Below are 14,683 nucleotides of genomic sequence, written 5' to 3' on the forward strand. Positions count from 1 at the left end.
AGTGTCCAGTTTAAAGAGCATTAGTGCTAAATGTCCTGCTCCCAACCCGCAAGACGGAGCAATGCCTCGGCATTGAACTCGGCATCGCCGTGGGCAATATATTGCCCGTAGTTGTCAATATAGCGCTGAATTAGTACCTTAACCGAAGCAATTTCGTAATCCCTTGCCTCGATAGCTTCAGCCAAGACCCGCTCACTAGTAGCGAGTTCCGTTGGGTCGTGCGGCCATACCTTCAATCGCTCGACGCGAAGGATGTTGGCTCGTAGCGCATAGACATGTGCCCATAGTCGGGATAGGGCTTCTTGATGCTCGGCAGCATCCTTTGATGAGATGTCTCCCACAGTGATGATCGGCGTATCTCCGCTGGATTCAAGTGGAGGTGGCAAGGTACGAGACCTGGGAATGTAGTTTTGGGAGTCTTGGTGAATCTGCCAAGCCAGAAGTCGGACAATCTTTGGCTCAATGTGTTTTCGGAAATGATCGGCCTCGTATCCGGCTTCTCTGGCGGCTCGTTGACGTCTGGCGGTTACTATTTGACCCCTCGTCCCGGGAGCGAGACCGAAGAGCACACGGGCGGGCTCGCTAAGTTCGTCGTCGGGTAAGAAGGCCAGTTGACTCTTGAGGATTCCGTCTAACGCCTTAATACGGCTCAGGCGATCAGAAGGATCGATGCTGCGAGCAACGACGCCACGAAGTCCGAGCAGGACAGCGTTATCGTATTCGGGACGAACGGGCAGCCCAGAGGTCACAATCGGACGAAGCGCTTTCGCAATCTCCTCGACTGACGGCGGTGTGATCTGGGTCTCAAGAAAAGTCTCCACATCTAAAAGTTACCCGTGAATTACCCACAGGGTGACCGTGAAACTACCCATACGTGGCGATCAGGCTGGATCTCGGGTGGAAATACCTCCATCCATGAAACGCAAGAAATTGGAGGCCGCCATGCGCGATTCCCAGATAGCCGTTCGTAACGGTTCAATGTCCCTTCAACCACTCGACCAGATGACGCCCTCGCTTGCCCGTCAAACTCGGCGCCAGATCGAGCGTGTCGTCGGAGCGGGCATGGTCAAAGAAGCCCACGAGCAAGTTCGGGCCATTCTGGCTAATACCGCACTTGAAAATGTCGGCGCACTGAGTGCCCTCGAAGCCCATCTAATCAGTATTGCTCCACTCGGAGAAGCCCGTTACAAGCACATCGTCGATGCTTACGCCATGGGTGCAGCTCGAGAGATCACGAAATGGTGAGGCTGATCGAGACTTCTGTGCTGGCTTTCATGGCACCTATGGCAACTCTTGCAATTGTAATTGCTATCAACGATGTCTCCGAGCGATGGCAAAAGCATCACCGGGCGAGGTATCACAGATTGGTCGATGCGGCGTTCAGAGAGCAACTCGAGCAGGAGGCTCGGATGCATGAGGTCGCCGCCGTACTCAGGTACAAGGCACACGAAGCGCGTAAAGCCATGATTCGAGAGGCACATCGAGCTTCTCAACTGTCGAACGATGCCGAATCGTAGCCAGAATCACAACACGAACCAACGAGACCCTAAATGACATGTTCTCTTCGACGGTGGACTGACCGGTCGCTCAAAGCCAGTACCAGCCAGAACCTTGTCGGAAGGGATCTCGTGAGGTGCAATCAGAGTAAAGCAGCGGGCTGGAAAGGTCCGTTGCAACGAAAGGAGGACCAATGCAAGAAATAAAGAAATATCGGACGATCATGGCGGATCCGCCATGGGACGTACAGCAAAAAGGCAAGAACTCACTTGGTGCGGAGCGCCATTACGAACTCATGACCCTAAATCAAATAGCAGCTATGCCGATTGGCGATTTAGTGGACCCAGAAGCCAGCCACTGTTGGCTATGGGTTACAAATGCAACACTGCGCCATGGCTATGACATCTTAGAGGCCTGGGGATTCACGCCACGAAGTCCGTTGACCTGGATAAAGCCACGCTTTACTTTGGGGCAGTACCTTCGCAATGCAACCGAGCACCTTCTGCTAGGCACAAAGGGGAAAGCACCGGTGCGTTTTCGGTCCCAGCCAACCTGGATGTTCGCTCCGCTACAGGATCACTCCCATAAGCCAGAGGAGCAGTATGCCGTAATCGAGCGCATCTCACCTGGTCCATACCTGGAGCTATTCGCCCGGAGACGTCAGCCTGGTTGGGATGCCTGGGGAAATCAGATCGAATCAGATATCGACATGCCAGGTTATCCGGTACCGAATTCACCGTCAACGAGGAACAAATCATGAGAGGAGGTAGAGACAATGTCAAACGAACCGACCGGTGCAGTCCACGAACTGCGCAGACTTGTCGTCTCGATACTCGGTACGGTCATTATGGCGTGGATTGCCGTCAAGTTAGTGGTTTCAATCTGGGAGCCACTGCTGGCAATCGTGATCTCCATCACAGTTATCGCTGTGTTTCTCCGGTGGTGGCGCTGGCACAGATAGCAATGACCTTGACCGTTGCACCGGGATCATTCATAAGAAAAGACGGGTGGGAGAAACACGGTTTCACTTGCCCTGAGCTAGGAAGGGGTGGAACACAATGAGCAAGAAGCGGAATAAGAATAGTAGCCGACATGGTACGACGAGATCAAACCGCGTTCGCATCCTGCCAATACATCACGACCAACCCGACCTTCACAAGCTCGGACGAGCCTTTATCGCCCTTGCGCTGCATGAAGCGGCTCAAGAGAAACAAGCGCAACAACAAACCGAACAGGCAGACAATTATGAAAATCAGAAGGAGGCAACGTGAATGTCTCCTCGAAAACACGTTGTTGGTATGAAATCAGCTGGCCACGACCCTTTGATCCTGAGAGCGCGATCGAACTCTTGAGTCGGCTCTCAGCGGATCGATCACTTGGCACGATGATCTGGGAGACCTGGGGACAAGATGGTGCTATTCGAAATCTAGTCGGCATTGACCCAGGACGTGAAGCAATACTTCGAAGAGTGGTAACGACAACGGTCGATGGGGCTCAGGTAATTGAAAAAGGAGGGCGAATACCGATCACCCAAGCCATCACTCTCCGGTTCACCAAAGCCCACCTGGCCATTGACACCGAACGTATCACGGCAACTGTTCGAGCTGTTCTCGCTGGCCTTGCTGCTCCAAGAGGCGAACATGAAGACGTAGTCCTGCAAGTACTCCTTGGACCTCGAACCTCTCCTTCAATGCTTCCCGCCAAGTTGAGCGACGCTGAAGCCACGTGGTTAGACCTGATTCGGGGTTCGATCAATCCGGCTTCGGCTGAACAACGCAAATCGCTCAAAACCAGAGCGAGTCATCATGGCTTTCAAGCAGCAATCCGCATTGGGGCCAAAGCCGAGAGAAAAGATCGCGCCAGATCTCTTATTGCAGGCGTAATCGCTGGAACAAAGGTTGCAGAATCGGCCGGAGTACGCATCCGTACCATCCGAGAATCACCGCAGGCGATAATGCTTGGACGACAACCGTGGCGCTGGCCGCTTCGTATGTCGGTACTGGAACTGGCTGGTGTCATGGGCTGGCCGCTCGGAGAGGGTCCGCTTCCTGGTGTAGCGCCAGAACACCCAAAACAACTTGCAGCTCCATCGTGGCTCAAGAATAGTGAACGAGCTTTCGCGGTTTCAACAGTTACCGGTACTCAGCTACGACTTGGCGTATCTTCCAGCGATTCCCTGCAACACACAGTTTTGCTTGGTCCAACAGGATCTGGCAAATCGACCACCATGTTGAATCTCATCTGCGCCGACATCAACGCTGGCAGAGGCGTGTTAGTCATCGATCCAAAGTTCGACCTCACTAATGAGGTACTGGGTCGGATTCCAGATTCTCGGAAACAAGATGTCGTCGTTATCGATCCCGCTAATGACGCACCCGTCGGGCTGAATCCACTCGGTGGCGCCAGACGCAACCCTGAGCTGGTTGCTGACTCCATCCTGGCTGTCTTCAAATCACTATTCGCAGATTCTTGGGGTCCCCGCACCCAGGATATCCTGACAAGTGCGCTCATCACGTTAGCAAGGCAGCCAACAGCGAGTTTGGTATGGCTTCCAGCATTATTAACGGATCCGAGCTTTCGACATCGCCTGACAAGACACATTACCGATGAGATCGGACTTGGGTCATTCTGGTCAGCCTACGATGCCATGTCGCCACAACTCCAAGCCCAGGTCATCGCACCGGTGATGAACAAGTTACGCCAATTTCTGCTCCGCCCCGCTCTACGAGCCATACTTAGCCAAACTGAACCCAGATTCTCGATGGAAGACCTCTTTACCAAGCGGCGCATCGTGTTGGTCTCGCTCAATAAGGGCCTAATTGGTGCAGAAAGCGCGAGACTGCTTGGTTCGTTGGTGGTAAGCCAACTCTGGCCCCTAACCCTCGCACGTGCCGCCTTACCGCCCGAACGACGTCACGTTACAAACGTCTACATCGATGAGGTTCAAGATTATTTGGCACTGCCAACTGATCTCGCTGATGCTCTATCGCAAGCCCGAAGTCTTGGCGTCGGACTAACGATTGCGCACCAGTACCGAAGCCAACTTCCCCCGTCACTGCGTGCTGGTATTGACTCCAACGCCAGAACCAAGATCGTCTTTGGACTTGATGCTTCCGACGCTGCTGAAATGACCAAGATGGCACCAAATCTTGAGGCGGAAGACTTCATGTTGCTACCCAGATTCTCTGTCTACACCCAGCTCATGGTAAACGGAAACGCCAGCGGGTGGATCTCCGGTCGAACACTTCCTGCGCCGAAGCTGATCTCCGACCCGGTTGCACTGAGGCAAACAAGTGCCATCAACTACGGTCGATCCAAAGACGAAGTCGAGGCAGATATCTTGAGCACCATTGGTTCTGCTCGCAAACAAGATCACTCTGGCGCTAGCGATCAGATCGGTCGTCGACCTCGGAGAACGTCATGAGTCCCGTATTCATGGAAGACTCTTGTCGATCCGAGCGTCGGGTCACGACGACGAGCAACTTTTGGGGAGGCCGCACGTTCCCTCAAAGAACCCCAACAAGGGATAAGACTCCTCTGCATCACCGATGCTGTGGAGTCTTTCACCACTGGCGGGGGTTGCAATGACCGGGCAGTTGCCTGTCAAACGGACTGGGCGTCGTGAGTTGGAAGTCATTGGTAAGTCTCTTAGTAATTATGATCTTGCAATTCTTGAGTCCGTGGCCAAACATCGCTTTCTCACGACTAATCAAATCTGTAGATTCCACTTCACCAACAAACCAACCAAGACCGCAGCGTTAAGGTCAGCTAACCGAACGCTTGCCAGGTTGCGAGAGTTACGGCTTCTCGTCAATCTGGAACGGCGAATCGGTGGAGTCCGTGCCGGGTCTGGATCCTTTGTCTGGACTCTCGGTATAACCGGTGCCCGAATTCTAAATAATGATGATGCTGACGGCAGTACTAGTGGCCGATACCGGGAACACGAACCAACGACCACCTTTCTTGAACACCACCTCGCTGTAGCAGAAGTTCACCTGGAACTTCAGATGATCGCCGCTGGTCAGGCAGTAGCACTGAGCAACCTGCAACTTGAGCCGACATGTTGGAGGTCGTATCTCGGACTCGGTGGCGAGACGAGATGGCTAAAACCTGATCTGGCGGCCACAACTACCACAGACGACTTTGAGGATCGCTGGTTCTTCGAGATCAACCGAGGAACCGAGCCACCTTCTCGGGTGCTTCGTAAGTGCCAGCAATTCCGGGGTTATAGAGCTACCGGCATCGAACAGCGCCGTATCGGAGTCTTTCCAGCGGTGGTGTGGATCGTTCCAAGTTCCAAGCGGGTCCAGAGCCTACAGATCTACCTCAAGGAGCATGAAGTAATGAGCGATCGGCTGTTTTCCTTTATAACACTCGATCAGCTGGGAGATCTGGTAGTTAGCGGTCCCGAAGGGAAAGGAGGTATCCAGTGAGTTATCCCCAGAAACCAGACGAAACACCAGCTGATGGACTTGATCAATCTGACAATCAGAGGTACAACATGAGTGACCTAAACGGAGAACCAAGTCCAATGGAAGCAGCCACATATATGCCAAGACCATCGCTCACCGAAGCCATCAAAGAGTCCCTAGCGCCCAAGGTCGCCATCTCATATTTGCGAGTCTCAACCCGTGACCAAGCAACACGAGGCGGGGAGGCGGAAGGATTTTCCATTCCCGCCCAACGAGATGCCAACAGACATAAGGCGGCATCGCTTGGAGCCATTGTCATCAAGGAGTTCGTTGACCGGGGCGCCTCTGCCCGATCGGCAAACCGACCTGAGCTGCAGCGCATGCTCGAATATATCCAAGAGCACGAAATCGATTATGTCATCGTGCATAAACTCGATCGCCTGGCACGCAACCGAGCCGATGACGTCGAGATCAGCCAGTCACTCACCAATTCCCGGGTAAGGCTCGTATCCACGACCGAAAGCATCGACGAAACCCCATCGGGAATGTTGCTCCATGGGATTATGAGCTCTATTGCCGAGTTCTACTCCCGCAATCTTGCCAACGAGGTCATCAAGGGTATGACACAAAAAGCTCGAGGTGGCGGCACCGTCTCCAAGGCTCCCCTTGGTTACCGCAACGTGCATAATTCAAGCGCCGAAGGACGCGAAATCCGAACCGTCGAGGTCGACCAAGATCGGGCACCTTTGATTACATGGGCCTTTGAAACCTATGCCACCGGCGAATGGACCATGTCCTCACTGGCTGAACGACTGGCGAGCCGCGGACTAACTACCAAGGCAACGCCAAGGATTCCATCGAAACCAATGACCGAGTCCTATCTCAACAAAATCCTCATCAACCCCTACTACAAGGGTCAAGTTCACTTCCAAGGTGCCTTGCTACCTGGAAAACACGAACCGCTAGTCGATGAGGTAACCTGGCAACGGGTACAAAGCGTCATCGCCTCACACGTCAACGGTGAGAGAACCCGGACTTATCCTCATTTTCTAAAAAGCACCGTGTTCTGCGGATCATGTGGATCCCGGTTGCTAGTACAGATCGCCAAGTCCCGTTCGGGGATGCGATATGGATATTTCATGTGTTCGGCTCGCCACGCCAAACGCAACGATTGTGAACAAAAGTCCGTTCTGATCGACGAAGTAGAAGAGAAGATCGCCGAATACTACAAAGGAATCTCCATCAGTGCAGAGTTTCGACGCCAGGTTGAATCCACCTTGCTTATTGAGTTGAAACGAGCTCGCCAAGAAACAGACGATGAGCAAGAGGACATGCGCCGGGAACAGGAAAAGCTGATCCGGGAACGCGACAAGCTGATGCAGGCACACTACGGCGGTGCTATTCCACTCGACGTTCTTAAAACAGAACAAGACCGGATCGCATCTGGGATGGCGCGCATCGCCAGCCGGATCGAGGCATCAACTTCGCATTTTGACATTGTCGAAGGGAACCTCACAAAGGCGCTCGATCTGCTCGAGGACTGCGCTACCGCTTATAGCTGCGCTCCAGATCACATCAAGCGAATGTTCAATCAGGCCTTCTTCAATAGGATTCTGGTAAATCCAGATCTCGGCATTCGAGCCGAGCTGGCACCACCGTTTGATAATCTGCTCTCTCCGGAGCTGCGTGTAGCGGTTCGGGGTGACCAGCAAGAAGATGACGGCATCCAGGAAAACAAAGAGTCCACTCGACCGAGTGGACTCGAGGGATTATCTATAAATAAGAGGCATCGTTCTCCCAACCATCAGTCGATTTTTCATGCACATGGTTTGAGTAAGACACTTTTGGTGGGCGCTAAGGGACTCGAACCCCCGACCTGCTGAGTGTAAATCAGCTGCTCTAACCAACTGAGCTAAACGCCCGAAAGGACTCATTAAACTCTAGCCACTTATGCCTAAGTTTCAACCTAGTTCAACGATAAATCGTTCAAGGCTGGGATATCTTCATCTTTGGCAAACTATCGCAAATGATCCCAGCCAAACTTTCATCAGCGGCCGCCATGATATGACGACGCCCGCCAAAGAAATCTCCCCTCAACAACCTTTGCGGATCTATCACTTTTGCAAACGCGCCTGCCTCTTCGATAATCGCCACACCTGCCAAGTAATCCCATGTTGCGAGTCCACTATAGGAAAAATCGACAAACGCGTCAAGCTGCGACGACGCCACCATACAAAGCTCAAGGGCTGCAGACCCAAATGCCCGAAATTGACCCCAGCCAAGATGACGAGGTGGATATCCGTTGACAGCGACGACTGATTTAGATAGCGATCTCTCTCTGGCTTGCACATGGATTTGATTCCCGTTCCAATATGCTCCCTCACCTCGCAATGACCAATAGGTTGAACCGTTGGTAAGCTCCCCAACATATCCGCCCAAGAGCTCATCGCCTCGTATTAGGGCGCAAGAGATTGCAGAAAACGGAATCCCCCGCGATGCATTGGTGGAGCCATCAACAGGATCAAGTACGACGGTTAGAGCTGAGTCACTTAAAAATGATTTGGTAAATCCCGACTCTTCTGAGAAGACGTTGAATCCTCGTTTGACAAAGAAATCTATGCAAAGGTCGTCAACTTCAACGTCGCCTTTATGTTGACCTGGGATATCATCGGTTGGACCCCACTCAAGTTCCCCACCGTGTATGAGATTTCGAACCGAAGTCGTAAGGTCATTGCATTCTTCTATAAACCTTGAATAATTGATAATCTCATCCTCGTCTTAATCACTTGCCTATATAAGTCTAAATACTACAATTGCAGTTAGCGAGCAGGGGATCGCCGAGCCGAGCGGAGGTCATCGTACCACTGCAACTTAGCCTGTCGATACATCGGATGCCCAGGTAGATAGAGTCGAAGAAAAATTCCGAGTGCCCAAACCACCTTTCTTCGCAAGATCGATACCACCTGAGATCGATTTATCCCATAGTGCTCCTTCGCAAAAGCCGGCAATAGATCCAGCGCAGAATCCGCTATCAGCGGCCACAGTACCGAAAGTACTCCCGCGCCATCTGGAAACTGAGGCTTCACAAGATCGTCAAACGCCTGACGCGCACCATTTGAAATACCGATATATGGAGCATTCGCTATAGCATCGCCAAGGTCCGAAACATTCAACACCACCTTAGATGGTGATGCGCCAAGGCCGAAAGCAATGACGGATTGCTCTTGTAGATAAAGATTTTTTTCCTCAAAGGATAATTCATGAACAAAAAAACAATAGCTAGTCAACATTGAATCCACAAAACAGTTGTGGATAAATGCAAGTAATATCGGATCATCTGCGCGATATGAGATTCCACTTTCAGGATCTACACCAACTACTCGCCGATGTATAGCCTTGACACCTTCAATTTCATCCCAAGCTTGAGATTTACTTCCAAAGGTCGTTGTCATTACAAAGTTTGATGTACGCGCCAAACGTCCCCATGGATCACTTCTGTAGTTGGAATATCCAGCTACGGCCGCCATTGATGGGATAGACAGAGCTTGAACAAGCAGCGCCCTTATACCTCCGATAAACGAAGTGGGGTCTGCATGGATCCTCCATGAAATACTTTCAGGGCCCATAATTCCCAGGGAGTCACTTTTCGAAATTGAATATCTGTCCATAGCCCGCCTTGTAACATCTCAGAGCCACCACCAGAACGACCAAATCGGAAAGATCAATGGCACTTCGGGAAAGTTGTCAACGGCTTCAATCCTAGAACTCTATCGAAGATACACGCAATCATCCACCATTTCGAACCTAAATGTGCGTACCACAGAAGATCGAAACCCCTTATTTATCGAACCAAGACATCTAAGCTATAGCAAGTGAGTACTAATAGAGCCAAAAGCGACGATATCTTCAAACGGCTTCGAGGCTACTTCGGTGGGCCAAAGCCATATAATGATGCCCCCAAGCACGGTCTCACCTCATTGAAAGCTCACATATTTCTCCCAGCCTTAGTCTCTTTCGCGTGCGCACCACTGTTGTCAAGCTGTGGTTCGTCGGCTGGTACCAACGGGACGAAGGCATGCCAACTGGTCAATCAAGCACTCCTAGAGCTCAAAGCACCAATTACACCCCAAAAGAATCAAAATGCGTTGGGACTCCTCCGTCGAGCACTACCCTATGCTGCGATTGCCGCAGGATCAAATGGTGACTGGCAGCCCCTAGAGGCAACACTTTCGGAGACGAATAGGGTGAAGATCACAAATCTACAATCTGCACTAACCGCCGAATGCGCTAATGGTAATGCAGGAAATATTAACGGTTCTGGAGTCTTCGAGCAGGCGTCCATTCCACAGAACTCAAATAGTGCTGGATAGTTGCGCCAGATCACAATTCATAAGGAATGGTCCGATTGCATCTCTTGAGTGTCTACCGTAATGAATTGATAAATTCCGAAGTGGAGATCTAAACAATTGATCAAATTACTAGCAACCGACCTAGATGGAACTCTACTTGACGCAAACGGAAAAGTAAGCAGACAAAATATTGACGCAATCGCTGCGATCAATAAAATGGGCATACCAACGATAGCAGCGACCGCTCGATCCCCGCGTTCGGCTAGCAAGATATCAAAGACAGCTGGCCTTGGCCCCTATGCCATTTGTGCAAATGGGGCGATCGTATACGATTTGCAGTCGAAGACCCTACTGCGCCATGATCCGATTAGTCAAAAGGTATCCAAATCAATAATTTCAATCCTTAGGGATGAATTTGAAGCTGTAATCCTGGCTGGAGAATACGTTGACGACTTCTTCGCCGAGGCAAATTTCTTCAAAAGACCCATTCCCGATTTGATCATTCCAACAACAAAAGACCTACTGACCAAGGTCGATCAGGGCATGACAAAAGTGATCGGCAGAGTCCCAGGAAAAAGCTCCGAAGAGCTTCGAGATCACCTAGCGCCAATGCTAAGCCAATTTGTCGACGTAACGATATCGGGACCTGATTGGATTGAATTTGCTGCACACGGAATAACAAAAGCACACGGAGTTACCATTGTGTGTGAAATAATTGGTATCTCTCCGTCTCAAGTAGCTGCCATAGGAGACCAAAGAAACGATCTGGACATGCTAAATCTTGTTGGCTATCCATTTACCCTACAAAGCGCTCATCCGGACTTATTCTCAATTACTGATCGCGTCGTTCCACATCACGATGACTCTGGATTTTCGCAATTGGCGCTCGAGATCGAAAAGATAATTGCACAAAATTGAGTCATGATATACAAAAACTAGCGCACGGATTCTACAAGAGACCTTATTCGCGCGGAAACAAATCGAACTCTAACTTCCATTGAATTTCAAAACACGTATCCACGATGGCCAAAGCTAGTAGCCACTAAGATTTCTGCCCGCCTCGTTATTCTCGGAGTGTCCGCGACCTTCAGGTTTGCATGAATACTGTCAAGGTTGAGGTCGCAATCAATTGTGAAAAACCATCCATCCATTGATTTCACCAATAGGGTGCAATACAAAAGCCACCTCTAGGGCCCGTGTGAAAAAACTTTCCTGGGCAACAGAGATTGAAAACCTACTCGGCGCCTAAAGCGTACGACAAGTTTGTATAGATCTACCAAAAGTCCGCTTACACACAATTTGTAGAGAACCACTGATTCAATCCAAACCGCACCACATACTGGTAATGAGCAATGTTCCGTTCGTGCTGAATAGGTCTGTAAACACACTTTGGAAACTGCTATTCCGCATGGTTCGCGATTAATTTTTCTTGGTGAAAACTCACCGCGAACCATGCTGAATGATGCATCAGACCTAACATTGCTCATTTTCATCAACGTAGCTTCAAGATGCCAAAGTGGTGGAGGTGCTTGGTGTCGAGGTCGAGCTATTGCTTGGGATTGAGGTTGAAGTAGTTCCAAACACAGTTGTAGAGGTTGAGGTTGAGGTTGAGGTCGACCCGTGAGATCCAGTGGTCGTTGTGGATCCACCTAAAACTGTGGTAGTGGTGGAAGTTGTAGTTGACGAAGTTGTGGTAGTGGTGGTGGTGGTGGAAGCCTTCGGAGCAACCGTCGTTTCAAGCGGATGTGCAATAGTTGTAGTAGTAGTTGGAACGACTGCATAAATTGGAACAGGCTCAGCTTTTGGCTGTGGCCTTAGGTCCAGGTAAATCCCCAATAATGCAAAAAAAAGCACAGACAATATAACTGTCGATCGGCGCGGCCGATGAAATCGTCGAAACTTCACATCAGTGCTTTGATTTGGGATCTCATGGCTCATAGTCACGGCCCGAAGTTATAATTTACTGAATCAGGATTAAAGAGCGCACCTGATTGACCCAACAATGTAATACCGCGCATCCTTATCTCTCGACCAACTTCCCATTGTTGTGCTGGCAAAGTTCGGCCCAAAATCCTAATCGTAACCATTCCTGGAGATATCGTCTCGATTCCCGTTACAACCAACGGGCCTACCAATACATTGACCCAACGAGGATCTTGAGTAATCGAAGTTGCTAAATTCTCCAACTCGCGTCGAACCATCGCAAGATCTACGTCTTGGCGAATTGGAAAATCAACTACGACCTGAGACCATTCTCGCGATAAGTTGACTACTTGCCTTATCTCCGAATTTGGCAAGATGATCTGCTCTCCCGAAAGGTTTCGAATTCGCGTAATCCTAAGAGTCACCTCTTCTACGGTTCCCGTAATTCCAGCTAAGACCCCCGGAGCCGATATACGAATAATATCCCCCACTCCATATTGCCGCTCAGCAAAGATGAAAAAGCCCGCCAGGAGGTCCTGAACGACCGTCTGGGCTCCAAATCCAAGCGCAACTCCAATAACGGTTGCAGGAGCCACAAGCGAAGTGATCGGAACTCGAAGCTGAATCAGAACCAGAATCAGAGCGACACTGTAAATGATCGCTACTGCTGCCCAATCAACGGCTTGGACGACAGCAGAGACGTACTTATTTCTCTCAGAGAGGACGAACTCATCTCTAATCTGTTGCGACGCCACTCGCTTTAGATAGCTTGAAACCTTAGTACCAACAAAGTGCACCGATCTTGCAGCCAAAACAGAACCGATAACCATCAGAGCAACCACGAGTCCAACGTCTCGCACCCAGATACCGATTGCCTCTGTAATACCGCTCACATTTATGTGCACCTCTTACACAATAGCCAAATCACATCGACTATTGTCAAAAAAACTACCCCATGGAGGCGCCGCTGTTTCAAATTACGCCAATGAACTCTGGCTCCCGCTTAAATGTACGCATCCCCAACTCGCCAACTGGCCAAATGGTCAACTACCCGAGTTGATACTTTTCTTGCGATGTCTGGCCAAACAACTTGATAAAACCACTTTAAGGGGCCATTACTCGAAAATTCAAAGATGACCCAGTCCCGAAGTGTACCAGAACCATCACCAGCGAAGACATCTAAATCCGCCCACACCCGAGCGATGCTAAACCATTTATTCGCATAACACTCTGAAATGCTCCAATGAGCCCTTTTAATTTCTTGTAAGGTGTGTTAATCTTCTCGTGACATGCTTACACCCGAGGAACTCGCCACTATTGAAGCATTCATGGCGAAGACTGAAAACATCGACGAATATAAGCGGGCGCTGGCAGTTCTCACCCTTGAAGATGGGAGTCCCCTCAACAGGACAGGCCTCTCTGTCAAGCATGTACAGCGAATTCGACGGTCATTCCGCAGCGTTGGCACTGAGGCATTCAAGGACAAGCGCCATAACAACGCTCCGGTACTTCTCTCAAAGTCTCAAAGAGATGAAGTGGCAATCATGCTCACGACTACAACTCCCAATGACCACGGCTATAGCAGTTCCCCGTTTTGGTCAACACGGATCCTGGCTACAGTACTCAAGCGCAGATACGGTGTTCTCTATGCCTCTAGCACTAGCTATTACGTTCTGTTTCGGGAAAGTAAGTTCAGCTTCCATCTGCCGGGCAAACAGTACGAGAAGGCTGATCCACAAGCAGTAGCTGAATGGAAAGACGAGCAGCAAGAACGTCTGAAAGAGGCATTCTCTGATCCAGATACGGTGATTCTCTGTGAAGACGAGATGGTTCTCACTCAGGCGACAACTACTCAGAAAGTGTGGATACCGAAAGGAACCACACCAGCTGTAATTGAGACCAATGGAACCAGAAAGAACCGGAGCATCTATGGGTTTTTGAACCTCAAGACAGGCAAGGAGCATGCATTTGCAACAGAGCGCCAGACTATGCATGAAACAGCGGCCATACTGCTGGCGATCCGCAAGATTTACCCAAGAGAGAAGATTCTGCTTATATGGGATGGGGCAGGATGGCACAGAGGGAGCGTCGCTCAAGAGGCAATTAGGGAGCATCACATCGAAGCAGTCCATTTCCCTCCGTATTCTCCGCAACTCAATCCCCAGGAACACGTTTGGAAGCAAGGGCGCTCTGCTGTAACCCACAATCGCTTCATTCCCAAGATTGAACCAGTCACAAAGGAATTAGTCGACTATCTCAACACGACGACATTCCCATACTCTTTACTTGATTTCAAGGAGCAAGTCAGAGTGTGAGCTCTATAGTTCCACCGATACGTGAAATAAAATCTAGCCAAAGGGACCCAAAGGGATGCAGATTCGAACAATCCAATGATTCCAATCCGGATAAGTTAAGTGACTCTAGTGCTATATAAGGCGTTCATGAAATGACCCAGACCCACCGAATTAGTAGGATGAAAACAAATCTAAACAGATTAGCGCA

At 50.3% G+C, this 14,683-nt stretch carries 16 protein-coding genes and 1 tRNA gene; 12 read left to right on the top strand and 5 right to left on the bottom strand.

What is annotated here, in order from left to right; genetic code table 11:
- Positions 1 to 26 precede the first annotated feature (26 nt).
- Positions 27 to 821, bottom strand: a complete 795-nt coding sequence (locus AXFE_RS04460; protein WP_052604683.1) for a hypothetical protein — start codon at positions 819 to 821, stop codon at positions 27 to 29.
- 37 nt (positions 822 to 858) lie between these two features.
- Here AXFE_RS04460 and AXFE_RS04465 point away from each other — a divergent pair, with 37 nt between their 5' ends.
- The 8 genes from AXFE_RS04465 to AXFE_RS18305 all read left to right on the top strand — a co-directional run bounded on the left by AXFE_RS04465 (position 859) and on the right by AXFE_RS18305 (position 7,792).
- Entirely contained in the window at positions 859 to 1,245 is a 387-nt protein-coding gene (locus AXFE_RS04465; protein WP_152625862.1) for a hypothetical protein, read from the top strand.
- Complete coding sequence (locus AXFE_RS04470) at positions 1,239 to 1,517, top strand: hypothetical protein (protein WP_052604685.1); 279 nt, start codon at positions 1,239 to 1,241, stop codon at positions 1,515 to 1,517. Before AXFE_RS04465 ends, AXFE_RS04470 begins: the two co-directional genes overlap by 7 nt.
- A 173-nt stretch (positions 1,518 to 1,690) precedes the next feature.
- A complete protein-coding gene (locus tag AXFE_RS04475) occupies positions 1,691 to 2,257 on the top strand; it encodes an MT-A70 family methyltransferase (protein ID WP_052604686.1) in 567 nt (188 codons plus the stop codon).
- Between the two features lie 15 nt (positions 2,258 to 2,272).
- Positions 2,273 to 2,458 (top strand): hypothetical protein, encoded by a 186-nt coding sequence (locus tag AXFE_RS04480; protein WP_052604687.1) that lies wholly within the window; start codon positions 2,273 to 2,275, stop codon positions 2,456 to 2,458.
- Positions 2,459 to 2,555: 97 nt separating this feature from the next.
- The gene (locus AXFE_RS04485; protein WP_052604688.1) at positions 2,556 to 2,768 is read left to right on the top strand and encodes a hypothetical protein; all 213 of its coding nucleotides are present in this window, start codon (positions 2,556 to 2,558) and stop codon (positions 2,766 to 2,768) included.
- A complete protein-coding gene (locus AXFE_RS04490) occupies positions 2,765 to 4,921 on the top strand; it encodes a type IV secretory system conjugative DNA transfer family protein (protein ID WP_052604689.1) in 2,157 nt (718 codons plus the stop codon). Before AXFE_RS04485 ends, AXFE_RS04490 begins: the two co-directional genes overlap by 4 nt.
- 160 nt (positions 4,922 to 5,081) lie before the next feature.
- A complete protein-coding gene (locus AXFE_RS04495) occupies positions 5,082 to 5,930 on the top strand; it encodes a replication-relaxation family protein (protein ID WP_235347603.1) in 849 nt (282 codons plus the stop codon).
- Positions 5,927 to 7,792: a recombinase family protein gene (locus AXFE_RS18305; RefSeq protein WP_152625863.1), complete on the top strand. Its 1,866-nt coding sequence runs from the start codon at positions 5,927 to 5,929 to the stop codon at positions 7,790 to 7,792. The genes AXFE_RS04495 and AXFE_RS18305 overlap by 4 nt, the downstream gene beginning before the upstream one ends.
- Here AXFE_RS18305 and AXFE_RS04520 read toward each other — a convergent pair.
- From AXFE_RS04520 to AXFE_RS04530, 3 genes are all read right to left on the bottom strand, one after another.
- A tRNA-Val gene (locus tag AXFE_RS04520) sits at positions 7,755 to 7,831 on the bottom strand. The two genes, AXFE_RS18305 and AXFE_RS04520, sit on opposite strands and share 38 nt — an antisense overlap.
- Before the next feature lie 64 nt (positions 7,832 to 7,895).
- Positions 7,896 to 8,675, bottom strand: a complete 780-nt coding sequence (locus tag AXFE_RS18310; protein ID WP_082058474.1) for an inositol monophosphatase family protein — start codon at positions 8,673 to 8,675, stop codon at positions 7,896 to 7,898.
- Between the two features lie 53 nt (positions 8,676 to 8,728).
- Positions 8,729 to 9,577: an oxygenase MpaB family protein gene (locus tag AXFE_RS04530; RefSeq protein WP_052604696.1), complete on the bottom strand. Its 849-nt coding sequence runs from the start codon at positions 9,575 to 9,577 to the stop codon at positions 8,729 to 8,731.
- 204 nt (positions 9,578 to 9,781) lie between these two features.
- On the opposite strand from AXFE_RS04530, the gene AXFE_RS04535 reads away from it, so the two are divergent.
- The 3 genes from AXFE_RS04535 to AXFE_RS19870 all read left to right on the top strand — a co-directional run bounded on the left by AXFE_RS04535 (position 9,782) and on the right by AXFE_RS19870 (position 12,041).
- Positions 9,782 to 10,279, top strand: a complete 498-nt coding sequence (locus AXFE_RS04535) for a hypothetical protein (RefSeq protein WP_052604697.1) — start codon at positions 9,782 to 9,784, stop codon at positions 10,277 to 10,279.
- Between the two features lie 96 nt (positions 10,280 to 10,375).
- Entirely contained in the window at positions 10,376 to 11,176 is an 801-nt protein-coding gene (locus AXFE_RS04540; RefSeq protein WP_052604698.1) for a Cof-type HAD-IIB family hydrolase, read from the top strand.
- A 721-nt stretch (positions 11,177 to 11,897) separates the two neighbouring features.
- Positions 11,898 to 12,041: a hypothetical protein gene (locus AXFE_RS19870; RefSeq protein WP_160291729.1), complete on the top strand. Its 144-nt coding sequence runs from the start codon at positions 11,898 to 11,900 to the stop codon at positions 12,039 to 12,041.
- A gap of 157 nt (positions 12,042 to 12,198) precedes the next feature.
- Here AXFE_RS19870 and AXFE_RS04545 read toward each other — a convergent pair whose 3' ends face one another.
- On the bottom strand, positions 12,199 to 13,074 hold the full coding sequence (locus AXFE_RS04545; RefSeq protein ID WP_052604699.1) for a mechanosensitive ion channel family protein: 876 nt from the start codon (positions 13,072 to 13,074) through the stop codon (positions 12,199 to 12,201).
- A gap of 396 nt (positions 13,075 to 13,470) precedes the next feature.
- Between AXFE_RS04545 and AXFE_RS04555 the strand changes: the two genes are divergently transcribed.
- A complete protein-coding gene (locus tag AXFE_RS04555; protein ID WP_052604701.1) occupies positions 13,471 to 14,496 on the top strand; it encodes an IS630 family transposase in 1,026 nt (341 codons plus the stop codon).
- The last annotated feature ends 187 nt before the right edge of the window (positions 14,497 to 14,683 follow it).

The organism is Acidithrix ferrooxidans, from assembly GCF_000949295.1.
Classification (GTDB): domain Bacteria; phylum Actinomycetota; class Acidimicrobiia; order Acidimicrobiales; family Acidimicrobiaceae; genus Acidithrix; species Acidithrix ferrooxidans.